At 65.1% G+C, this 20,775-nt stretch carries 20 protein-coding genes; 5 read left to right on the forward strand and 15 right to left on the reverse strand.

What is annotated here, in order from left to right; all coding sequences use genetic code 11:
* Positions 1 to 22: 22 nt before the first annotated feature.
* From DK261_RS17535 to DK261_RS17570, 8 genes are all read right to left on the reverse strand, one after another.
* Complete coding sequence (locus DK261_RS17535; protein WP_232788626.1) at positions 23 to 370, reverse strand: DUF2946 domain-containing protein; 348 nt, start codon at positions 368 to 370, stop codon at positions 23 to 25.
* 105 nt (positions 371 to 475) lie between these two features.
* Positions 476 to 970 carry a copper chaperone PCu(A)C gene (locus tag DK261_RS17540; protein WP_016703762.1) on the reverse strand — a complete coding sequence of 165 codons (495 nt, stop codon included), beginning with the start codon at positions 968 to 970 and terminating at the stop codon, positions 476 to 478.
* Between the two features lie 48 nt (positions 971 to 1,018).
* Positions 1,019 to 1,417 (reverse strand): DUF2946 domain-containing protein, encoded by a 399-nt coding sequence (locus tag DK261_RS17545; RefSeq protein WP_028683706.1) that lies wholly within the window; start codon positions 1,415 to 1,417, stop codon positions 1,019 to 1,021.
* A 104-nt stretch (positions 1,418 to 1,521) separates the two neighbouring features.
* Positions 1,522 to 1,845 (reverse strand): DNA-binding protein, encoded by a 324-nt coding sequence (locus DK261_RS17550; protein ID WP_009046758.1) that lies wholly within the window; start codon positions 1,843 to 1,845, stop codon positions 1,522 to 1,524.
* A gap of 5 nt (positions 1,846 to 1,850) precedes the next feature.
* The gene (locus DK261_RS17555; RefSeq protein WP_028683705.1) at positions 1,851 to 2,186 is read right to left on the reverse strand and encodes a type II toxin-antitoxin system RelE/ParE family toxin; all 336 of its coding nucleotides are present in this window, start codon (positions 2,184 to 2,186) and stop codon (positions 1,851 to 1,853) included.
* Positions 2,187 to 2,402: 216 nt separating this feature from the next.
* Positions 2,403 to 3,116, reverse strand: a complete 714-nt coding sequence (locus DK261_RS17560; RefSeq protein WP_028683704.1) for a cobalt-precorrin-6A reductase — start codon at positions 3,114 to 3,116, stop codon at positions 2,403 to 2,405.
* Complete coding sequence (locus DK261_RS17565) at positions 3,113 to 4,210, reverse strand: cobalt-precorrin-5B (C(1))-methyltransferase (RefSeq protein ID WP_016703764.1); 1,098 nt, start codon at positions 4,208 to 4,210, stop codon at positions 3,113 to 3,115. The genes DK261_RS17560 and DK261_RS17565 overlap by 4 nt, the downstream gene beginning before the upstream one ends.
* A gap of 108 nt (positions 4,211 to 4,318) precedes the next feature.
* On the reverse strand, positions 4,319 to 5,524 hold the full coding sequence (locus tag DK261_RS17570) for a bifunctional cobalt-precorrin-7 (C(5))-methyltransferase/cobalt-precorrin-6B (C(15))-methyltransferase (RefSeq protein ID WP_028683703.1): 1,206 nt from the start codon (positions 5,522 to 5,524) through the stop codon (positions 4,319 to 4,321).
* A gap of 138 nt (positions 5,525 to 5,662) precedes the next feature.
* Between DK261_RS17570 and cobG the strand changes: the two genes are divergently transcribed.
* The 5 genes from cobG (at position 5,663) to DK261_RS17600 (ending at position 11,215) form a co-directional block, all read left to right on the forward strand.
* Complete coding sequence (gene cobG, locus DK261_RS17575; RefSeq protein ID WP_037006053.1) at positions 5,663 to 6,970, forward strand: precorrin-3B synthase; 1,308 nt, start codon at positions 5,663 to 5,665, stop codon at positions 6,968 to 6,970.
* Entirely contained in the window at positions 6,963 to 7,589 is a 627-nt protein-coding gene (locus DK261_RS17580; protein ID WP_028683701.1) for a precorrin-8X methylmutase, read from the forward strand. Before cobG ends, DK261_RS17580 begins: the two co-directional genes overlap by 8 nt.
* Complete coding sequence (locus DK261_RS17585) at positions 7,589 to 8,320, forward strand: precorrin-2 C(20)-methyltransferase (RefSeq protein WP_009046765.1); 732 nt, start codon at positions 7,589 to 7,591, stop codon at positions 8,318 to 8,320. The genes DK261_RS17580 and DK261_RS17585 overlap by 1 nt, the downstream gene beginning before the upstream one ends.
* The gene (cobJ, locus tag DK261_RS17590) at positions 8,320 to 10,017 is read left to right on the forward strand and encodes a precorrin-3B C(17)-methyltransferase (RefSeq protein ID WP_110176072.1); all 1,698 of its coding nucleotides are present in this window, start codon (positions 8,320 to 8,322) and stop codon (positions 10,015 to 10,017) included. The genes DK261_RS17585 and cobJ overlap by 1 nt, the downstream gene beginning before the upstream one ends.
* A 937-nt stretch (positions 10,018 to 10,954) precedes the next feature.
* A complete protein-coding gene (locus DK261_RS17600) occupies positions 10,955 to 11,215 on the forward strand; it encodes a hypothetical protein (protein ID WP_028681593.1) in 261 nt (86 codons plus the stop codon).
* Between the two features lie 88 nt (positions 11,216 to 11,303).
* Here DK261_RS17600 and DK261_RS17605 read toward each other — a convergent pair whose 3' ends face one another.
* From DK261_RS17605 to DK261_RS17635, 7 genes are all read right to left on the reverse strand, one after another.
* Positions 11,304 to 11,897 carry a MarC family protein gene (locus DK261_RS17605; RefSeq protein WP_009046767.1) on the reverse strand — a complete coding sequence of 198 codons (594 nt, stop codon included), beginning with the start codon at positions 11,895 to 11,897 and terminating at the stop codon, positions 11,304 to 11,306.
* Between the two features lie 62 nt (positions 11,898 to 11,959).
* Positions 11,960 to 14,743: a hybrid sensor histidine kinase/response regulator gene (locus DK261_RS17610; protein ID WP_016703771.1), complete on the reverse strand. Its 2,784-nt coding sequence runs from the start codon at positions 14,741 to 14,743 to the stop codon at positions 11,960 to 11,962.
* A 99-nt stretch (positions 14,744 to 14,842) separates the two neighbouring features.
* The gene (gene purD / locus DK261_RS17615) at positions 14,843 to 16,138 is read right to left on the reverse strand and encodes a phosphoribosylamine--glycine ligase (protein WP_016703772.1); all 1,296 of its coding nucleotides are present in this window, start codon (positions 16,136 to 16,138) and stop codon (positions 14,843 to 14,845) included.
* A gap of 170 nt (positions 16,139 to 16,308) precedes the next feature.
* On the reverse strand, positions 16,309 to 17,916 hold the full coding sequence (gene purH, locus DK261_RS17620; RefSeq protein ID WP_009046770.1) for a bifunctional phosphoribosylaminoimidazolecarboxamide formyltransferase/IMP cyclohydrolase: 1,608 nt from the start codon (positions 17,914 to 17,916) through the stop codon (positions 16,309 to 16,311).
* A gap of 81 nt (positions 17,917 to 17,997) precedes the next feature.
* A complete protein-coding gene (gene fis / locus DK261_RS17625; protein WP_007921650.1) occupies positions 17,998 to 18,318 on the reverse strand; it encodes a DNA-binding transcriptional regulator Fis in 321 nt (106 codons plus the stop codon).
* Positions 18,315 to 19,328, reverse strand: coding sequence for a tRNA dihydrouridine synthase DusB (dusB, locus tag DK261_RS17630; RefSeq protein WP_007921649.1), 1,014 nt, complete (start codon positions 19,326 to 19,328; stop codon positions 18,315 to 18,317). Before dusB ends, fis begins: the two co-directional genes overlap by 4 nt.
* A 196-nt stretch (positions 19,329 to 19,524) precedes the next feature.
* Positions 19,525 to 20,766 (reverse strand): DUF3426 domain-containing protein, encoded by a 1,242-nt coding sequence (locus tag DK261_RS17635; protein WP_110176074.1) that lies wholly within the window; start codon positions 20,764 to 20,766, stop codon positions 19,525 to 19,527.
* Positions 20,767 to 20,775: the final 9 nt, after the last annotated feature.

Here is a 20,775-nt window from a genome sequence, read left to right on the forward strand (position 1 = left end):
GGGTGAAGTGCGGTTGAGGGGTTTACGCAATGACTGGCGGGGCGCGGGTCCGGGCACCGGGGAACACCGTCTGCCGGGCATGGCCCAGGCGCGGCGAGGGGGTGAGGAAGTGGCTGGACGGCGAACTGTCGAGCGCCGTGAACGACAGGCTGCCAGGCAATGCCGGGCAGTTGAACAGCAGGCTGCAATAACCGCACTTTTCCCAGAGTGCATGGTGTTCGCCCTGGACCTTGCCGTGCTCTGTGCCGTGCGGGGTTTCACCGTGGCAGCCGGGCTCGCCCATGTCCATCGACATGGACAGGTTCATCGGCATGGCCTGATCCATCGGCATCGACTGGGAAATCAGCGGGCCGATAAAGATCATCAGCATGGCGAACAGGCTGATCCAGCTGGCGCGCCGTACTTTCAGGGGCGTGCGCACGGATCGCCGGGTGCCAGGCGAGCGCGGGGAGTTCACGGTAATGACGGCCGGCGCTTATTGGGCGTGCATGTGTTCCTGGGTGCCCGCGGGCGCCTGCTTCTGCACCGCCACCTCGACCGTGACGTCGCCGGATTTCTCGAAGTGCAGGGTCAGCGGGAAGCGCTTGCCGTCGCCGAGCAGGCTGCGGTCTTTGAGCTCCAGCAGCATCACGTGATAGGCCATGGGCGCGAAGGTGACGGTATCGCCCGGGGCAATCGCCACGTTGGGCACCTGCTGCATCTTCATCAGGTCGCCCTGCTGCACGTGTTCATGCAGCTCGGCCTTGCCCGCGATCGGCGAGTCGACGCCAAGCAGGCGGTCGGCATTCTTGCCGGTGTTGTGTATGACGAAATAGGCCGCCACCGTCGGAGCATTGGGCGGCAGCTCCTGCGACCAGGGGTGGGCAATCTGCAACTCGCCGGCCTTGTATTCATGGGCGGCGACAAAACCAGCGGGCAACAGCAGGGCGGCCAGCAGCAGAGCTTGCAAGGCCTGTACGGATTTCAACATGACAGTTCTCCAGAACGATTCGACACGCAGATCAATTGCGAGGTGGAATCAGGCCAGAGGTGAGGCGCGGGGATTGAGGCTCGGCCATTGCTGGCGCGGCGTGGGCATGACCAGCGCGGGTGGCGCGACGCTGCGGTTGGACTCGAAACGGGCGAAATACAACTGCGGCGCATGGCCTGGCAGGGCAACCAGGGGCGCCGAGCCGGAACAGCACCAGCAGTGCTGCATGGTGGAGTGATCGTCGTTCTGCGGGGCTTGCTGCTCCAGCTTGCCCAGGGATATCGCCACCAGCTTGGTGCCGCTGGAGGAACAGAAGCTGCCCCACAACAGCTGTTCGGCAGGTGCTCGATCGGTCTGCTGCATGGCTCCCGAAAGCGGCATGGCAAGCATGTTGAACAGCACTGCGAAGCAGGCGATCCAGGCAAATGCGAGCCGTTGTCGGGACATGGTGACGATCCGTCAGGTTGAGCGAACAGGGGGGGTATTTAGCCTGATCGCTGTGGATAAGTAAAAAGGCGCCGTGCGGTGTGGTGTCGCAGCGCCACCGTTGCTCAGTGAGCCGGTACCGCGCGGACCTCGATGGCAACGCCGAGCTTGGCGCGGATGGCGGCAAAGATCGCGGCCAGGTTGTCCATGCTCGGGTTGCCGCTGGCGGACAGCATGCGATGCAGGCTCTTGCTTGGCTTGGCGGTCTCCCGGGCCAGGGCTTCGAAGCCGACGGTGGCGTTGATCAGGTCGCGCAGAATGATCCGCGACATCTCCGGTTCGCCGTTGAGAAACAGCGTAGCAGCCTCGTCCAGCAGCGCCTGGGAAAACGCCGGGTCGCGCTCGGCGCGTTCGGCAATGCTGTGCTTGAAGCTTCGAGTCAGTGCCATGGGTGTCACCTCGTTTTCAGTTCGGCCTTCTTGCGGTGATGGAATTCGGCGATCAGTTTTTTTGCCTGCCTGATGTCTGCCTGCTGGCTGGACTTGTCGCCACCGCCAAACAGGATCACCAGGTGCCGGCCTTCCTGGATCAGGTAGATCCTGTAGCCCGGACCCCAATCGATGCGGTATTCGCCAAGCCCGTCGAACCACTTGATGTTGGACGTGTTGCCCATTTCCAGGCGTAGCAGCGCGGTGGAAACCTTGACGGCTGCCTGGGTATCCAGCGTTTCGAACCAGCGACCGAAGGGGCTGCGCTGGTTCTTTTGCTGGTATTCCTCGACTGTGATCATCGCCGGCCTTAAGGGTAACAAATAAGTTACTATATGGATAGGCCTTTGATCGTGACGCAAAGCCTGTTCGTGGCCAACGCCGCAAGTGTTTCTACTGTCTTCAATACGCGAAGGCCCCGTGGCACGGCGGCCGGGGCTGCGCCTTGCCGTTCAGCGGGGAACGTCGGATGGCTTGGTAACTCGATGTATCGGCCGCGCTTTGGCGCGGCCAGAAGGTCAGCGCAGGGCCAGGAGCAACTCGCCCAGGTCATGGAATTCCCGATCGACCGCTGGCAACGGCGGCCGCTGCAGGATCAGCACCGGCAGCCCACGCTCGCGCGCCACTTCCAGCTTGGGTTCGGTGGCGCTGCTGCCGCTGTTCTTGCTGATCAGCACGTCGATACGACGGCGTTCGAACAGTTCGCGTTCGCTGTCGATCAGGAAGGGGCCGCGTGCGCCTATCACTTCGCACCGCTCATTACCGGGGTACGGGTCGAGGGCGCGCAGGGTCCAGAACTGCCCGGCGGGGATCTCATGCAGGTGCTGCAAGGGCTCGCGGCCCAGGGTGAACAGCGGGCGCTTGAAGGGTTGGAGTGCCTGGACCAGTTCGGCCCAGTCGCGGACTTCGCGCCAGTCGTCACCGGCCTGTGCTTGCCAGGCCGGTCGGCGCTGGGCCCAGCAGGGGATGCCACACAGCTGCGCGGCCGTGGCGGCGTTCTGGCTGATCTGTGCGGCATAGGGGTGAGTGGCGTCCAGCAGCAGCTCGATGCCTTGCTCGCGGATGAACCGGGCCAGGCCCTCGGCGCCGCCGTAGCCGCCGACCCGCACCTGGCAGTCCAGGTCTGCGGGCACGCGCCCGATACCCGCCAGGCTATAGATGTGCTCCGGCCCCAGGGTCCGGGCGATGGCCAGGGCCTCGGTCACGCCACCCAGCAGCAATATGCGTTTCATCGAAAAGCTCCGGCATGGCCAACGATGCCGCCCTGGCGATCGATGGCGAAGACTTCGACCTGGACCTGTGCCGGCACCACGCTGCGTGCAAAGTTAAGGGCGTGCTGGCACACCGCGTCGCCCAGGGCGATGCCGGCGGCGCTGGCCATGGCCAGGGCCTGCTGGCTGGTGTTGGCGCCACGGATGGCGTCTTGCAGCGCCTGGTCGGCGCCGACCGCCGCGGCCCATTCGGCCAGTTGCGGCAGGTCGATGCTGGAATGGCGGCTGTGCAGGTCCATGTGCCCGGCCGCGAGCTTGCTGATCTTGCCGAAACCGCCGCACAGGCTGAGCTTGTCCACCGGCACTTTGCGCAGGTGCTTGAGTACGGCGCCGACAAAGTCGCCCATTTCGATCAGGGCGATTTCCGGCAGGTCGTAGACGCGGCGCATGGTGTCTTCGCTGGCGTTGCCGGTACAGGCGGCGATGTGCAGGTAGCCGTTGGTCTTGGCGACGTCGATGCCCTGGTGGATCGAGGCGATATAGGCCGCGCAGGAAAACGGCCGCACGATGCCGCTGGTGCCGAGGATCGACAGGCCGCCGAGAATACCCAGGCGCGGGTTCATGGTTTTCAGTGCCAGGGCTTCGCCGTCCTCGACGTTGACCGTGACCTCGAAACCGCCCTGGTAGCCGCGTTCCCGGGCCAGCGTCGTCAGGTGTTCGCTGATCATCCGGCGTGGCACCGGATTGATCGCCGGCTCGCCCACACCCAGCACCAGGCCGGGGCGGGTCACGGTGCCCACGCCTTGGCCGGCGATGAAGCGAATGCCGCTGTCCGGGCTCAGGCGCACCTGGGAATAGAGCAGGGCGCCGTGGGTCACGTCGGGGTCGTCGCCGGCATCCTTGATCGTGCCGGCTTCGGCGCCGTTGTCGGTAAGGCGGCAGAACTCCAGGCGCATCTGCACCTGCTTGCCCTTGGGCAGGACGATCTCCACGGCGTCGCTACTGGTGCCTTCGAGCAACAGGCGCGCCGCCGCCAGGCTGGTGGCGGTGGCGCAGCTGCCGGTGGTCAGGCCGCTGCGCAGCGGGGCGGGTTGTTCCGCCGTTTCTTCACGCATGCTGCGCGGCCTTGTGTAGGAGCGAGCTTGCTCGCGATCCAGGCAACTCTGTCCGTCTGGCAGACGCTATCGCGAGCAAGCTCGCTCCTACAGGGGAGGGCAGGGCGTTCATAGCGGTTTGACGAGGTCGAGCAAGGTAATGGGCAGCGCCTGGCGCCAGGTGTCGAAGTCCCCCAGGGGCAGGGCCTGGGCGACATGGATGCGGGTCAGCTCGCCGCCATGCCGTTCGCGCCAGGCCATCAGGGTCGTTTCGCTTTGCAGGGTCACGGCGTTGGCCACCAGCCGGCCACCGGGCTTGAGCCGGGCCCAGCAGGTGTCGAGCACGCCGGGGCGGGTCACGCCGCCGCCGATGAAGATCGCGTCCGGGGCTTCCAGGCCATCCAGCGCCTGCGGCGCGCTGCCGCGAATCAGTTGCAGGCCGGGCACGCCGAGGGCGTCGCGGTTGTGTTCGATCAGTTGCTGGCGGCCTGGGTCGGCTTCGATGGCCAGGGCCCGGCAACTGGGGTGCGCGCGCATCCATTCGATGCCGATCGAGCCGCTGCCGGCGCCGACATCCCACAGCAGTTCGCCCGGGACAGGGGCCAGGCGAGCCAGGGTGATGGCGCGCACATCGCGCTTGGTCAGCTGGCCGTCGTGCTGGAAGGCCGCGTCCGGCAAGCCGGCCAGGCGCGACAGCCGCAGCGTATCGGGCTCGGCCAGGCATTCGATGGCCACCAGATTGAGGTCGGCGATGGCCGGGTCGCTCCAGTCGTTGGCGGTGCCGTCGGTCCGTCGCTCGGCCTCGCCGCCCAGGTGCTCGAGCACGCTGAGCCGGCTCGGGCCAAAGCCGCGTTCGCGCAACAGCGCGGCGATGGTCGAGGGGCTGAGGCCGTCATTGCTCAGGACCAGCAGGCGCACGCCGCTGAACAGCTGGGCGCTGAGGGCCGCCACGGGGCGGGCGACCACCGAGAGCGTCACCACCTCTTGCAGCGGCCAGCCCAGGCGCGCGGCCGCCAGGGAATAAGAGGAGGGCGCGGGCAGGACATACATTTCCTCCTGAGCCACCTGGCGCGCCAGGCTGGCGCCGACGCCGAACAGCATCGGGTCGCCGCTGGCCAGCACGCACACCGGCTCGCCGCGCTTGGCCAGCACCGGTTCCAGTGAGAAGGGGCTCGGCCACAGTTGCCGCTCGCCACGGATGCACACCGGCAACAGGTCCAGTTGCCGCTGGCTGCCGACGATCCGCGAAGCGCCCAGCAGGGCGCGCCGGGCGTTCTTGCCCAGGCCCTTGAAGCCGTCTTCACCGATTCCCACTACTGTCAGCCAGGGCGACATCGCTATTCCTCGAGGGTAAAACCTGTTCTTCCGACAGGCAGGCTTTTCATGCCTTCGGACAAAGCAGGCATAATACCGCGCCTTCGCCCGCGAAGCGCCTTTCCCACACAGCCGGTCACCCCTTTGAACGAACGCCCGATGTCCACCGCCTTACGCCCCTCGGCCTGTCCGGGGTTGCTGCGTATCGTCCCGGCGCTGGACGGCGGTATCTGCCGGATCAAGCTGGCCGGCGGGGCGATCAGCGCGGCCCAGGCCCGCGCGGTGGCCGATGCGGCCGAGCGTTATGCCGGCGGGGTGATCGAGGCGACCAACCGCGCCAACCTGCAGATCCGCGGCATTGGCGCCGAGCATCAGGCGCTGATCGCCGAGCTGCTGGCCGCCGGCCTGGGGCCGACCACCGCGGCCGGCGATGATGTGCGCAACCTGATGCTCAGCCCCACGGCCGGGATCGACCGGACGCTGCTCATCGACACCCGGCCCCTGGCCGCGCAGATTCTCGCCACCTTGCAGAGCCATCCGCGTTTTCATGAGTTGTCGCCCAAGTTTGCCGTGCAGCTCGACGGTGGCGAGGCCCTGGCCATGCTGGAGCATCCCCATGACCTGTGGCTCTCGGCGTTCGAAGGCGCGGGCGAGCCCTGGCTGGCCTTCGGCCTGGCCGGCTGCCCTGGGGACCTGCCCCTGGCCAGCGTGGCGCTGGAGGATGGGCTGGCCCTGGTGGTGGCGGTGCTGGAGCTGTTCCTCGACCTGGCCCGCCCCGAACAGACCCGTATGCGCCAGCTGTTGGCGGAACACTCGGCGGCTGAACTGCTGGCGCAGGTGTCCGCGCGCTTGCCGGGGCCGGTGATCCGGGTGGGCGATTGGCAGCGCGTAGCCCCTTCGGAGCCGCTGCATATCGGTACTTATCCACAGCGGCAACCGGGCCAGGTCTATGTCGGTGCGGTCACACCCCTGGGGCGGCTGGACCCGCCGATACTGCGCGGCGCGGCGCAGCTGGCCGAGCAATGGGGCGACGGCAGCCTGAGGTTCACCCCCTGGCAAAGCCTGCTGCTGCCGAACCTGCGGGCCGAGGACGCGCCTGAAGTCACGCGCCGCCTGCAACAGCTGGGTTTTCTCTGCTCGCCAGAGCAGCCCCTGGCCCACCTGATTGCCTGCACCGGTTCCAGCGGCTGCGGCAAGGCCCTGGCCGATACCAAGGGCGACGCGGTGAAGCTGGCCGCCTTGCTCCAGCACCACGGCCTGGACGTACACCTGTCCGGCTGCTCGCGTTCCTGCGCCGCCGCCCATGTGGCACCGGCTACTTTGCTGGCCGTCGCCCCCGATCGTTACGACCTCTATTTTCGCGATGCCGCGCAGCCGGGTTTCGGCACGCTGCACGCCCGCAACCTTTCCCTTGAAGCGGCCGGCGCATTGCTCGATGCCCGCCCACGGAGCACCCTTGATGATTGATTACATCCGCGACGGTCAGGAGATCTATCGCAACTCCTTCGCGATCATTCGCGAGGAGGCCAGGCTCGATCGCATTCCCGCGGACCTGGAAAAACTCGCGGTGCGGGTGATCCATGCCTGCGGCATGGTCGATGCCATCGACGGTCTGCAATTCTCCGAAGGCGCGGGCCAGGCCGGGCGCGTCGCGCTGGCCGCCGGGGCGCCGATCCTCTGCGATGCGCGGATGGTGGCCGAAGGCATTACCCGTGCCCGTCTGCCGGCGAACAATCAGGTGATCTGCACCCTGCGCGACGAGCGCGTGCCGGAGCTGGCCCGCGAGCTGGGCAACACCCGCTCGGCGGTGGCCCTGGAACTGTGGCGGCCGTACCTGGAAGGCAGCGTGGTGGTGATCGGCAACGCCCCGACCGCGTTGTTCTACCTGCTGGAAATGCTCGACGCCGGCGCGCCGAAACCGGCGCTGATCCTTGGCTTCCCGGTAGGCTTCGTCGGTGCGGCCGAGTCCAAGGCGATGCTCGCCGCCGACAGCCGCGGCGTGCCTTTTGTGATCATGCAAGGTCGCCTGGGCGGCAGCGCCATGGCCGCCGCCGCCGTCAACGCCCTGGCCACGGAGATCGAATGATGCAGCAACCTGGACGTTTGATCGGCCTGGGCGTCGGCCCCGGTGATCCGGAACTGATTACGGTCAAGGCCCTGCGCCTGCTGCGCGAGTCGCCGGTGGTGGCGTACTTCGTCGCCAAGGGTAAAAAGGGCAATGCCTTCGGCATCATCGAAGCGCACCTGCAGGACGCACAGACCCTGTTGCCACTGGTCTACCCGGTGACCACCGAAGTGCTGCCGGCGCCGCTGTCCTACGAGCAAGTGATCAGCGACTTCTACGACACCGCCAGCGAGCAGTTGGCCGAACACCTGGACGCCGGCCGCGACGTGGCGGTGATCTGCGAAGGCGACCCGTTCTTCTATGGCTCCTACATGTACCTGCACGACCGCCTGGCCGAGCGTTATGAGGCCGAAGTGGTGCCGGGCGTGTGCTCGATGCTCGGTGGCGCCTCGGTGCTGGGCGCGCCGCTGGTGTATCGCAACCAGAGCCTGTCGGTGCTCTCCGGCGTGCTGCCCCATGACGAACTCAAACGTCGTTTGGCCGATGCCGACGCGGCGGTGGTGATGAAGCTGGGGCGCAACTTCCCCAAGGTGCGCCAGGTGCTCGAAGAACTGGGCCTGGCCGAGCGCGCGCTGTACGTCGAGCGCGCAACCATGGCCAACCAGAAGATCGTACCGCTGGATGAAGTGCAGCCGATGTCTTCGCCGTATTTCTCGCTGATCATCGTGCCCGGTGAAAGGTGGCAAGGTTGATGGCCCGTTCCGCGCCGGCCATCGTCATCCTTGGCCAAGGCAGCCTGGCGACTGCGCGCAAACTTCAACAGCTGTACCCGGATGCGCTGATCCACGGCCTGGCCGAACGGGTCGAAGGCGCCGACCGCCCGTACCAGGAGTTCGGCGCGACCCTGCGCCAGCTGTACCAGCAGGACACGCCGATCATTGCCCTGTGCGCCGCGGGCATCGTCATCCGGACCCTGGCGCCGCTGCTGCTGGAGAAGGGCGCGGAGCCGCCGGTGCTGGCCGTGGCCGAAGACGGCAGCGCCGTGGTGCCGTTGCTCGGTGGCCTGGGCGGGGTGAACGTCATGGCCCGGGAAATCGCCGCCGGCCTGGGCGTGGCGGCGGCCATCACCACCAGCGGCGAGCTGCGCTTCGGCACCTGCCTGCTCAACCCACCTAGCGGCTATGCCCTGGGCGATCTGGAGCTGGGCAAGCGTTTCGTCTCCGACCTGCTGGGCGGGGAAAGCGTGCGCATCGAAGGCGCCGCGCCCTGGCTGGCCGAGGCCCGGTTGCCGCAGGACCAGCAAGCCCGGCTGACCATCCGCGTCGGCTCGGCCGAGCGCGAGCCGGCCGCCAACGAACTGCTGATCTATCCGCGCAGCGTGCTGATTGCCTGCAACGGCAAGATCGCGGGCGCCGCTGCGCTGCGCGATGCCCTGCACCAGAAGCAGATCGCCGTGCAATCCGTCGCCTGCCTGCTGGCCGCCGACGGCGACATGGCCAGTCCGGCCCTGCGTGAAGCCGCCGCCGAGCTGGGTGTGCCCCTGCGTTTCGCCCCGGCCGCCAGCAGCGTCGCCGAGCTGGCGCAACAGGCCGTGCCGCAACTGCTGCCGCCGCTGAGCGTGGGGGAAGACATCGCCATTGCCGTGGCCAGCCAGCCGCTGGACCCGCAGCAGATCGGCCGCCCTCGTGGTCGCCTGGCGGTGATTGGCCTGGGCCCTGGCGCCGCTGAGCTGATGGTGCCGGCGGTGAAAGCCGAACTGGCGCGGGCCAACGATATCCTCGGCTACGAAACCTATGTGCGCATGGCCGGCCCGTTCCGTGCCGACCAGGTCATGCACTGCACCGATAACCGTGAAGAAATGCAGCGTGCGCGCCACGCCTTTGAACTTGCCGCCCAAGGCCGTTCGGTGGTGGTGGTGTCCTCTGGTGATCCGGGTGTCTTTGCCATGGCCGCGGCGGTGCTGGAGGCGCTGCATGAATCCAGTGAGCCGAGCTGGCATCAGGTTGAGCTGGAAATCCTTCCCGGGGTTTCCGCTTCCCTGGCTACCGCCGCACAGGCTGGCGCGCCGCTGGGCCACGACTTCTGCGTGCTGTCGCTGTCGGACAATCTCAAGCCCTGGGCAATCATCGAGAAGCGCCTGGACCTGGCGTCCCAGGCCGACCTGGCGCTGGCCTTCTACAACCCGATCTCGCGTTCGCGTCCTTGGCAGCTGGGGCGCGCGCTGGAGATCGTGCGTCAGCACCGCACCGCGGATACGCCGGTGGTGCTGGGGCGGGATATCGGCCGTCCGGGGCAGACTCTGCGGGTTACCACCCTGGGTGCCCTGACTCCGGAGCAGGTGGATATGCGCACCATGGTGTTGGTGGGGTCTTCCACTACCTGTGTATTCCCCAGGGCTGGAGGTGGGGAGTGGGTGTATACGCCGAGGTGGTACGGCCAGAAGCCATAGACCTGCCTTGCTCCCGGGCGGCTGTATGGTTCCGCCGTTATGGCGAGGGCATGTTTTTGTAGGAGCGAGGCTTGCCCGCGATGGCGTCCGTGCTGGCGCTGCATTTTTTGGACGGTGTACATATCCGTTCCTGCGGTAACGGCGGCTGGCGGTTTCGCCCTTACGGCGACTCACTTTTTACAAACGCCTAAAAAGTAAGCAAAAACGCTTGCCCCTGCGTACGGCCTTCGCTGCGCTCAGGTTCCCTCGCTCCGGTGTCCATCAGGGGGCATCGACTCCGGTCGGCTTCGCTTCGACCTCCATACGATGTCCTCGACTGCGTCGAGGGGCGCTGCGCGCCATCCCCCTGATGAACACCTCCGCTCGGCCTCCCGATGGGGCGGGTGGATCAAGATCAAAAGCCAAAGCCAAAGCCAAAGCCAAAGCCAAAGCCGGGCGCGACCTGCCGGTCGGCGCGAAACTCTGTAGCCGCTGCCGAGCTTGCGAGGCTGCGATCGACCGCGCAGCGGGCGCAGGGATCTCGAAACCGCTGGAGGACCTGCGGTCCTATCGCAGCCTCGCTAGGGCTCGGCAGCGGCTACAGGAGGAATAGGGTCGCCCCCGGTCGGTATGGCAAGTCTGGTTCTGCGGAAGGTAATGGCAACACTTTGACGGTTGCCGCTGATTTTTTGCGAAGCCATAGTTGCCCGGTCGCCGACGCATCGGCGGCCGATCTTAGCCGGTCGGAAAGCATCTCTATGAATGCTTAAGCGCCATCCATTAACATGCTGGCGCTTTTTGCTGCATGGCACCTTCTATGGCAGCTGTGCGCGGGACACCTTCGGGTGTGCCGGGTTTCTCATAGGCTGCACCCGGTCGGCTAACCCTCGTACAGCTGCCACCCTTTTGTTTAGCCGCTCAGGGTGGTTGTTCTTCAGCAACCTATGGAGATATACCCGTGACGGATTTCATCCCCCTACAAAGCAATCTCACCCCCACCCCGATTTTCCATCTTGACCGCAACGCGCCTGCAATTGATCTGCATGGCGGTGCGGTGCAGCGCATCAAGGCCTCGCGCGATTTGATGCACAGCCTTAATTGTCTGAGTGTCAAAGGTGTGGGCGATCAGGATCTGATTCATTTCGTCAACGCCGCCCACCTGTTGCTACAAGACGGCTGCGACGCCCTGGATGCCTTGCAGTGGCAACTGCAGGCATAAAAAGTCCACCCCAGAAACAGCACAGGCTCACTGTCCCCAGTGAGCCTGCTCGTTCTTGCCGCTTAAAGCTTGAAGCTTGCCGCTGCCCCTAACCCAGGTACCCCTTGACCCCGGTAAAGATGATCTGCGCCGCCAGGGCGCAGACGAACAGGCCCATCAGTCGGCTGACGATCTGCAAGCCTTGCTCGCCGAGGATCCGTTCGATGCGGTTGGACAGGTAGAGCACCACGCCGACGGTGAAGCTGGCCAGGGCGATGCTGAGAATCGCGGTGAGTTTGTCGTCCCAGTGCGGCTGGCCGACGCCCATCACCAGCAGGGCGCCGATGGTGCCGGGGCCGACGGTCAGGGGGATGGTCAGCGGCACGATGGTCACGTCCTGCTGCACGTTGTCGGTCTGGATCGCCGACTTGCCCTGGGCCATGCCCAGCGCCGAGATGAACAGCACGCTGCCCGCGCCGATGCGGAAGGCATCCACAGTGATGCCGAACACGCTGAAGATCACCCGTCCGAACAGGTACAGCAGCACGCTGGAGGCCAGGGTCGCCAGGGCGACGTTCCACGCCAGGCGCCGACGTTCCTTGTTGGAGTAGCCACGAGTCAGGCTGATGAAGCAGGACAGGACGAAGAAGGGGCTGTAGAGCACCAGCATCTTCAGGTACACGCTGAACAGCACATGGAGCATGGCGCAAACTCACAGCGAGGGAGGGCGAGCGGAGTTTAACAGGCGTTTGCCGTGCTGTCGGCTCAGGACGGTTGCGCCGTGGTGCGGTTCTGCAGGTCGCGCTGCGCCACCCAGTGCTCGATCAGTTCGCGCAGTTGCGACAGCTCCACCGGCTTGGCCATGTGCCCGTCCATGCCGGCCTGCCGCGCACGTTCCTTGTGTTCGGTGAGGATGTGCGCGGTCAGTGCCACCACCGGCGTGCGCACGCGCTGGTTGCCGACTTCCCAGGCCCGCAGCTGCTGGGTGGCGGAGAAGCCGTCGAGGATCGGCATTTCGCAGTCCATCAGCACCAGGTCGTAGCGCTGGGCCTTCATCGCTTGCAGGGCTTCCTCGCCGTTGCTCGCGGTATCGGGCTGCAGGTTGAGCTTGCCGAGCATGCCGCGAATCACCTTGGTGGAAATGCTGTTGTCCTCGGCCACCAGGATGCGGAAGTCGCTCGGTACCTTGACCGGCACCGGAACCCCGCTCAGCGCATGGGGCTGATGCGGCACGAACTGGCCCTTGTTGCGCTGGGTCAGCTCGTCGGCCAGGGTGGTCTTGAGGGTATAGCCGGCCACCGGCTTGGCGAGGATGCGCTTGACCCCGGCGTTACGCGCGATGACCTTGCTCGGCGCGTTGCTGATGCCGGTGAGCATGATCAGCAGGATGTCGTGGTTCAGGCTCGGGTCTTCCTTGATCTTGGCCGCCAGTTGCATGCCGGTCATGCCGGGCATGTTCTGGTCGAGCAGCACCACGTCGAAGTAGTCGCGCAGGTGCGCCTTGGTGCGCAGCAGGGCCAGGGCTTCCTTGCCCGAAGGCACGGCGCTGACGTTCAGGCCCCAGGCGCTGCATTGCTGCACCAGGACCTTGCGGCAGGTGTCGTTGTCGTCCACCACCAGCACCCGCGCCCCTTGCAGCGGGCCATCCAGGTCGGAGGTCGGGTGCTCCAGGCGTTCCGGGTCCAGCGGCAGGGTCAGCCACAGGGTGCTGCCCTGGTTGGCGCTGGTCTTGATCCCGAACTCGCCATGCATCAGCAGGATCAGCTGGCGGGCGATGACCAGGCCGAGATTGCCGCCCAGGCGGGTGCTGGCGAGGAAGTTCTTGCTGTGCAGTTCCGAGTGCAGCAGGGCATCGCGCTCTTCGGCTTCCATCGGCTGGCCGCTGTCCTGCACGGCGATGCGCAGGCGCGGTTTGCTGGTGCGCTCGTCCAGCGCGACCACCACCAGGACCTCGCCTTCGTCGGTCTTCTTCAGGGCGTTTTCCAGCAGGCTGAGCATGGCCTGGCGCAAGCGGGTCGGGTCGCCGCTGATCACGCGCGGCACCTGCGGCTGGATGAAGCTGATCAGCTCGACGTTCTGCTGCTCGGCCTTGGCGCGGAAAATACTCAGGCAGTCTTCGATCAGTGCATTGAGGTCGAATTGCACATCGTCCAGCTCGATCTGCCCGGACTCGAGCTTGGAGATGTCGAGGATCTCGTTGATCAGGGTCAGCAGCTCATTGCCGGCGCTGTGGATGGTCTGCACGTAGTCGCGCTGCTTGACCGACAGGGGCGTGCCCAGCAGCAGTTCGGTCATGCCCAGCACGCCGTTCATCGGTGTACGGATCTCGTGGCTGATCTTCGCCAGGAACTCGGCCTTGGCATTGACCTCGGCGTTGCTGGCGGCGAGGTCGCGGCTGACGCTGAACTCATCCTCGGTGATGCTGCGCTGGCGCTCGCCCAGGGCGATGCTCATCGCCCAACCGCTCAGGCACATGGTCACCAGCAGGGTGACGATCAGCCCCTGGGGCGCGACCATGGTCAGCCCCAGCAGCGCCGGCAGCACGATCAGCGCGCCGATGTTGAAGATGCCCATGCCGGCCACGAAGTAGCGCGCCGGGCGGTAGCCTTTGTGCCAGTGATAACCGGCGATGAACAGCATGCTCAGGCCGACCAGGGCCACCAGGCCGTAGGTGATGAGATTCAGCGGCAGCGAGTCGACGAACAGCAGCAACAGGCTGCACAGGCCGACCATCAGGATGTCGACCAGCAGCAGCTTGTTCAGCGGATGCGGGCCCAGCGGGGCGAAAAAGCGATAGACGAACATCAGCCCGCAAGGGGTGGTCAAGAGCAGCGCGAGGTAGGCACCAGGGGTCTGTATCGCATGCCAGTCCGGCAGCCAGGGGCCGAACAGGTTGAGCATCAGCGCCAGGCTGAGCATCACCAGGGCTTCGCAGGACGCCAGCCACAGGCTGCTGCGCGAACGGGTGTAGGCGTAGCGCACCAGGTTGTGCAGCATCAGCATGCCCATGCAGCCGAACAGCAGGCCGTAGAGCACGCTCTGGCCCTGATTGGCCGCGGTCATGACCGCCGGTTGCAGGGTGATGTAAGGGCGCAGCTGATGGTCGGAGACCAGGCGCAGATAGACATCGAGGGTCTTCTGCTCCTGTGGCAGCGGCAGCATGAAGTCGCTGCTGGGCAACGGCCGTTCGGCCTGGGGTTGTTGGGTGCCGGAGGTCAGCTGCTCGACCAGGTTGTCGCCGTCCAGCACATACATGTCCAGGCGTGACAGGTCGGGCGCGAAGATCCGCAGCAGTTGTTCGTGCTTGCCCGGTTGCAGTTTGAAACGCAGCCATAACGCGCCTCCGGGTTCGGCGGCGGTGATGCGTTCCAGTTCGATCGGGCTGAATTGATTGGTGTAGCGCGGGGAGCGGATATCGCTCAGTTGCAGGTCGGCCTGTTCATCGAGCAAAACGGCCCAGTTACTGCCTTGTGCGGCCTGGGCCGGGATCAAGCAGAGCAGGGTCAGCAGAGTGACGGTGAAACCTATGGCAGTCCTGAGCCAGCGCACGGCGAAATCCCTTCGTAGGTTGATGCCAGATTATAACTATGCGCGGCGCTGGAGCCGTCCGGCAAGGGCCTGGGGCGCCTGCCGGACGGGAAGACAGGATTACTCCTGATTTTCGCCACGCTCGCGGGCAATGGCCCGGTAACCGATGTCTTTGCGGTAGAAGCAGCCTTGCCAATCGATCTTAGCTGCCAGTTGGTAAGCCTGCTGCTGCGCGGCACTTACGCTGTCGCCCAGGGCGGTGGCGCAGAGCACGCGGCCGCCGGAGGTTACCACTTGACCGTCCTTGAGCGCGGTACCGGCGTGGAAGACTTTGCCTTCCAGTTTGGCGGCTGCGTCCAGGCCTTCGATCACCGCGCCCTTGGCGTAGTCACCAGGATAGCCGCCAGCGGCCAGGACGATGCCCAGGCTCGGGCGTGGATCCCATTGCGCTTCGACCTTGTCCAGCGCCTGGGCCAGGGCGGCCTCGACCAGCAGCACCAGGCTCGACTGCAGGCGCAGCATCACCGGTTGGGTTTCCGGGTCGCCGAAGCGGCAGTTGAACTCGATGACCTTCGGGTTGCCGGCCTTGTCGATCATCAGACCGGCGTACAGGAAACCGGTGTAGACGTTGCCTTCGTCGGCCATGCCGCGCACGGTCGGCCAGATCACCTGGTCCATCACGCGCTGGTGCACGTCGGCGGTGACCACCGGGGCAGGGGAGTAGGCACCCATGCCGCCGGTGTTCGGGCCGCTGTCGCCGTCGCCGACACGTTTGTGGTCCTGGCTGGTGGCCATGGGCAGCACGTTCTTGCCGTCGACCATGACGATGAAGCTGGCTTCCTCGCCGTCGAGGAACTCTTCGATCACTACACGCGAACCAGCGTCGCCGAAGGCATTGCCGGCCAGCATGTCGCGCACGGCGTCTTCGGCTTCGGCCAGGGTCATGGCGACGATCACGCCCTTACCGGCGGCCAGGCCGTCGGCCTTGATCACGATCGGCGCGCCTTTTTCCCGCAGATAAGCCAGGGCTGGCTCGATCTCGGTGAAGTTCTGGTAGTCGGCGGTCGGGATCTTGTGGCGAGCCAGGAAGTCCTTGGTGAAGGCTTTCGAACCTTCCAGCTGGGCCGCGCCAGCGGTCGGACCGAAGCAGTCCAGGCCGCGGGAGCGGAACAGATCGACCACGCCGGCGACCAGCGGGACTTCCGGACCGACGATGGTCAGGGAAACGTTCTTCTCGGCGAAATCGGCCAGTTGCTCGAGGGCCAATACATCGATGGCCACGTTCTCGCACTTGGCTTCGATGGCGGTGCCGGCGTTGCCCGGGGCAACGAAGACTTTCTCGACCCGTGGGTCTTGAGCGACTTTCCAGGCCAGGGCGTGTTCACGACCGCCGCTACCAATGATCAAAACGTTCAAGTCAGACTCCTTCGGAGGAAGCTATAAGCCGCAAGCTGCAAGTTAAGAGCAATCTGGATCGCTCTGAAGTGCTGCGTGCAGCTTTGAATTAGGAAGGCTGCAAGGGCAAGGCAAGAGCAACTGCGGTCGGCTCTGCCTTGTCGCTTGCAGCTTGAAGCTTGTGGCTGCTCTTAGTGGCGGAAGTGGCGCATACCGGTGAACACCATCGCGATGCCGGCCTCGTCGGCGGCGGCGATCACTTCGTTGTCGCGCATCGAGCCGCCTGGCTGGATCACCGCGGTGATGCCGACCTTGGCCGCGTTGTCGATACCGTCGCGGAACGGGAAGAACGCATCGGATGCCATGACCGCGCCCTGCACTTGCAGGCCGGCGTGTTCAGCCTTGATCGCGGCGATACGGGCGGAGTTCACGCGGCTCATCTGGCCGGCGCCGACGCCGATGGTCTGACGGTTCTTGGCGTAGACGATGGCGTTGGACTTGACGAACTTGGCCACTTTCCAGGCGAAGATCAGGTCGTGGATTTCCTGTTCGGTCGGGGCGCGCTTGGTCACCACTTTCAGGTCGTCGGCGCCGATCATGCCGATGTCGCGGCTCTGCACCAGCAGGCCACCGTTGACGCGCTTGTAGTCCCAGGCCGGAACACGGTCCGCCGACCATTGGCCGCAGGCCAGCAGGCGCACGTTGGCCTTGGCGGCAACGATGGCGCGGGCTTCCTCGCTGACCGAAGGGGCGATGATCACTTCGACGAACTGACGCTCGACGATGGCCTTGGCGGTCTCGGCGTCCAGTTCGCGGTTGAAGGCGATGATGCCGCCGAAGGCCGATTCGGTGTCGGTGGCGTAGGCCAGCTCGTACGCCTGGCGGATACCGCCTTCAGCGTCCGGGCTCACGGCCACGCCGCACGGGTTGGCGTGCTTGACGATGACGCAGGCCGGCTTGACGAAGCTCTTCACGCATTCCAGCGCGGCGTCGGTGTCGGCCACGTTGTTGTACGACAGTTCCTTGCCTTGCAGCTGGGTAGCGGTGGCGATGCCGACTTCGGCAGGCTTGGCTTCCACGTAGAACGCCGCACTCTGGTGCGGGTTCTCGCCGTAGCGCATTTCCTGGGCCTTGATGAACTGGCTGTTGAAGGTGCGCGGGAATTCGCTGCGGCCTTCGGTGGTCAGGGTTTCAGCCGCCTGGTTCACGGTGCCCATGTAGTTGGCGATCATGCCGTCATAGGCCGCGGTGTGTTCGAAGGCCTTGAGCATCAGGTCGAAACGCTGGGCGTAGGTCAGGCCGCCGGCCTTCAGGCTTTCCAGCACCTGGCCGTAGTCGCTGGCGTTGACCACGATGGCCACGTCTTTGTGGTTCTTGGCCGCCGAGCGGACCATGGTCGGGCCGCCGATGTCGATGTTCTCGATGGCGGTCGGCAGGTCGCAGCCCGGCTTGGAGATGGTGGCTTCGAACGGGTAGAGGTTGACCGCTACCAGGTCGATCGGCTTGATGCCGTGCTCGTTCATGATGGCGTCGTCGATACCGCGACGACCGAGGATACCGCCGTGGATTTTCGGGTGCAGGGTCTTCACCCGGCCGTCCATCATTTCCGCGAAACCGGTGTAATCCGCGACTTCTACTGCGGCCACGCCGTTGTCCTGCAGCAGTTTGAAGGTCCCGCCGGTGGAGAGGATCTCCACGCCCAGGGCTTCCAGCTCCTTGGCGAATTCGAGGATCCCGGTCTTGTCGGAAACACTGATCAAGGCGCGGCGGATCGGCAGGCGGGTAGTCTGGTCGGTCATCTCAATTTCCATCAAAAGCAAAGGAGTCAGCAAAAAAGGCGACCGGTTTTACGCGGGCGCCTTTCTGGTTTGATTGAATGCTTACAGCAAATCGTACTGCTTGAGTTTCTTGCGCAGGGTGCCGCGGTTCAGACCGAGCAGCTCGCTGGCCTTGGTCTGGTTGCCCTTGACGTAGTTCATCACGCTTTCGAGCAACGGAGCCTCGACTTCGGAGAGCACCAGGTTGTACACGTCCGTGACGGCCGCGCCCTCAAGGTGGGCGAAATAATTGTGCAGCGCCTTCTCGACACTCCCGCGAAGGGTCTGGCCTTCTTCGCTCGGTGTATTGAGGTGCTGTTTCAAATTCACGTTGTCGCTCACGGGTGCTGTTCCACTCACTAAAGTCTCGGTCATCATCGTCATGCGGCCACCCCCTCTCCGTCCCCTGTCACCAGGCTCTTGTAACGCTCGGCAAAGAACTCACGAACGTTGGCGCACTGTGCTTCCGTATCTTCCAAACGATTGAAGTGGGCGCGAAACTCCCTGGCGCCCGGCAGGGTTGCGAGATACCAGCCCACATGCTTGCGAGCAATGCGTACGCCCATGACATCGCCATAGAAGGCATGCAGCGCGGCCAGATGCTCAAGCAGAATACGTTCCACCTCGAACAGCTCAGGTGCCGGCAGGGTTTGACCGGTACGCAGAAAATGCTCGATTTCACGAAAAATCCATGGCCGCCCCTGAGCGGCCCGGCCAATCAACAGCCCGTCGGCACCGGTAGCGTCGAGGACGTAGCGGGCCTTTTCGGGCGAGTCGATATCGCCGTTGGCGAAGACCGGGATCGACACCGCCTGCTTGATCGCAGCGATGGTGTCGTACTCGGCAACACCGGTGTACAGGTCGGCCCGGGTCCGGCCATGGACCGCCAATGCCGTGATACCTGCCTGTTCGGCGATCTTCGCCACCGTCAGGCCGTTCTTGTTCGCCCGGTCCCAGCCGGTACGGATCTTCAGGGTGACCGGCACATCGACTGCGGCCACCACGGCCTGCAGGATCTCGTTCACCAGATCTTCATCTTTCAGTAACGCGGAGCCGGCGGCCTTGTTGCAGACCTTCTTTGCCGGGCAACCCATGTTGATATCAATAATCTGTGCGCCCAACTCGACGTTGGCGCGGGCGGCATCCGCCAGCATCTGTGCATCGCCACCGGCGATCTGTACCGAGCGCGGCTCGGGATCACCCTCGTGGATCATGCGCAGACGCGATTTGCGACTGTTCCACAAACTCATGTCGCTGGTGACCATTTCCGAGACTACAAGGCCTGCACCCAACCGCTTGCAAAGCTGACGAAAGGGCTGGTCGGTGACTCCCGCCATGGGGGCGAGAATCAAGCCGTTGTGCAATGTATATGGGCCGATGCGTACCGCCGACATAGGACTTCCCTGTTGTGGGGCCGGATCATGAGAGTTCGAAAAAGGGTTGGCATGATACCCGCTCTCGATGACCGGATAAAGGCTGAATTGGATAAAATCTGAACAGTTATTCTGTTATCGCCAACGGTTTGGTCCGCTGGGCAGCAGTCAGAAAACCGTCGTCAATCCAGCGCGGCCTTTGCTCGGATGGCCCGTCTTACTCGGGCGAGTGAAAGCTTAGGCTGTAGTTGACGGCCTTGGGGCCCGGATCGAGGATGTCCAGCGCGATATGGATCGGCGTCTGCGGCGGCATCTCCGACACGCCTTCGAGTTCACCCTTGACGTATTCGCCGGGCTTGAAGCGACGACTGGCGATCAGATGGCCGTTGAGGTCGGCGAAACGCAGCTCCAGCAGCGGGAAGGGCTGGGAGAACGGCGCGCGGTTGTAGATGATCGCATCCACTACCAGGGCGCCGCTGAAGTCCGGGTGGCTGCGCACCACCAGGTTGCTGCTCTTGATGCGACCGATATCGACCTTCGAGGGCACGGTGCAACCCAGTTCCGGGCACAGTTGCTGGAACCAGGGGCGGTACTGGTCCTGGCGCGCCAGTTCGTCGAAGTGATAGGCAATGTACTGGCCCGCCAGGCCGGCGGCGGCCAGCAGGATCAACAAACTCCAGAGCAGGCGGCGGCCCCAGGGCGAGCGGCGCTTTTGCCAGTCCAGCTGGATCGGGTCGTCTTCCAGGTCCAGCAGCACGGCGTCCGGCGCCTCGGGCTCGGCGCGGCCACGCTTGTTGCGTCGTGGCGCCGGGCTGGCCGGCGGCTCGATCTCATCGGGCTCGTCGGCCTTCAGGGAGCTGTGCGCTGGCACGGGCTCCAGGTCGTCGTCCGGGAGCAGGGAGGGCGCCTTGGGTTCGTCTTCCAGATCGTCCAGGTTGAAGGACAGCGACGGTTCGGTACGCCCGGAGCGGCCGGCGTCGACGGCGGGCGGCTCGGGTTTTTCGTCGAGGTCGTCGCTGCTGCCGGGTGGCTGGCTGAACAGGCTGTCGGGCCAGTGTTCCTCCTCGGCTTCCGGCTGGTCGCGGCGGGCACTGAGGGTATCCTCCCTGGAAGCGCGCTCCTGGCCGAAGGCCTTGGTCGGCTGGATTTCCCGCTGTTCGAGCTTGGCCAGCTCCTCGTCCAGGTCGAGGCTGTCCAGGTCGAGTTCGGTGGCGCTCCACTGCTTCTGGCTGATGGCGCGCGGTGGCGGCGGGGTCAGCGGTTCGGCAGGGGTGGCCGGTGTGGAAGGTGCAGCGACAGCGTCCTTGCCAGCGCGTTGCTCAAGCAACTGCCGTGCGGCGTTGAACACCTGCAGGCACGAGCCGCAGCGCACCACGCCCCGGGCCACGCTCAACTGAGCGTGGCTGACGCGGAAGCTGGTCTGGCAATGCGGGCACTGGGTGACGAAACTGTCGGTCATGCGGCGATC

The organism is Pseudomonas sp. RW409 (assembly GCF_003184125.1).
Lineage (GTDB): Bacteria > Pseudomonadota > Gammaproteobacteria > Pseudomonadales > Pseudomonadaceae > Aquipseudomonas > Aquipseudomonas chlororaphis_I.

Bases quoted from the DNA above. Each gene is read 5' to 3' on its own strand.
- DK261_RS17585 (WP_009046765.1), top strand. From the start codon at position 7,589: ATGCAGCAACCTGGACGTTTGATCGGCCTGGGCGTCGGCCCCGGTGAT.
- DK261_RS17570 (WP_028683703.1), bottom strand. From the start codon at position 5,524: ATGTCGCCCTGGCTGACAGTAGTGGGAATCGGTGAAGACGGCTTCAAG.
- DK261_RS17605 (WP_009046767.1), bottom strand. From the start codon at position 11,897: ATGCTCCATGTGCTGTTCAGCGTGTACCTGAAGATGCTGGTGCTCTAC.
- DK261_RS17565 (WP_016703764.1), bottom strand. From the start codon at position 4,210: ATGCGTGAAGAAACGGCGGAACAACCCGCCCCGCTGCGCAGCGGCCTG.
- DK261_RS17555 (WP_028683705.1), bottom strand. From the start codon at position 2,186: ATGATCACAGTCGAGGAATACCAGCAAAAGAACCAGCGCAGCCCCTTC.
- DK261_RS17545 (WP_028683706.1), bottom strand. From the start codon at position 1,417: ATGTCCCGACAACGGCTCGCATTTGCCTGGATCGCCTGCTTCGCAGTG.
- DK261_RS17535 (WP_232788626.1), bottom strand. From the start codon at position 370: ATGCTGATGATCTTTATCGGCCCGCTGATTTCCCAGTCGATGCCGATG.
- DK261_RS17540 (WP_016703762.1), bottom strand. From the start codon at position 970: ATGTTGAAATCCGTACAGGCCTTGCAAGCTCTGCTGCTGGCCGCCCTG.
- DK261_RS17560 (WP_028683704.1), bottom strand. From the start codon at position 3,116: ATGAAACGCATATTGCTGCTGGGTGGCGTGACCGAGGCCCTGGCCATC.
- DK261_RS17550 (WP_009046758.1), bottom strand. From the start codon at position 1,845: ATGGCACTGACTCGAAGCTTCAAGCACAGCATTGCCGAACGCGCCGAG.
- DK261_RS17635 (WP_110176074.1), bottom strand. From the start codon at position 20,766: ATGACCGACAGTTTCGTCACCCAGTGCCCGCATTGCCAGACCAGCTTC.
- fis (WP_007921650.1), bottom strand. From the start codon at position 18,318: ATGACGATGATGACCGAGACTTTAGTGAGTGGAACAGCACCCGTGAGC.
- DK261_RS17580 (WP_028683701.1), top strand. From the start codon at position 6,963: ATGATTGATTACATCCGCGACGGTCAGGAGATCTATCGCAACTCCTTC.
- cobG (WP_037006053.1), top strand. From the start codon at position 5,663: ATGTCCACCGCCTTACGCCCCTCGGCCTGTCCGGGGTTGCTGCGTATC.
- dusB (WP_007921649.1), bottom strand. From the start codon at position 19,328: ATGTCGGCGGTACGCATCGGCCCATATACATTGCACAACGGCTTGATT.
- purH (WP_009046770.1), bottom strand. From the start codon at position 17,916: ATGACCGACCAGACTACCCGCCTGCCGATCCGCCGCGCCTTGATCAGT.
- cobJ (WP_110176072.1), top strand. From the start codon at position 8,320: ATGGCCCGTTCCGCGCCGGCCATCGTCATCCTTGGCCAAGGCAGCCTG.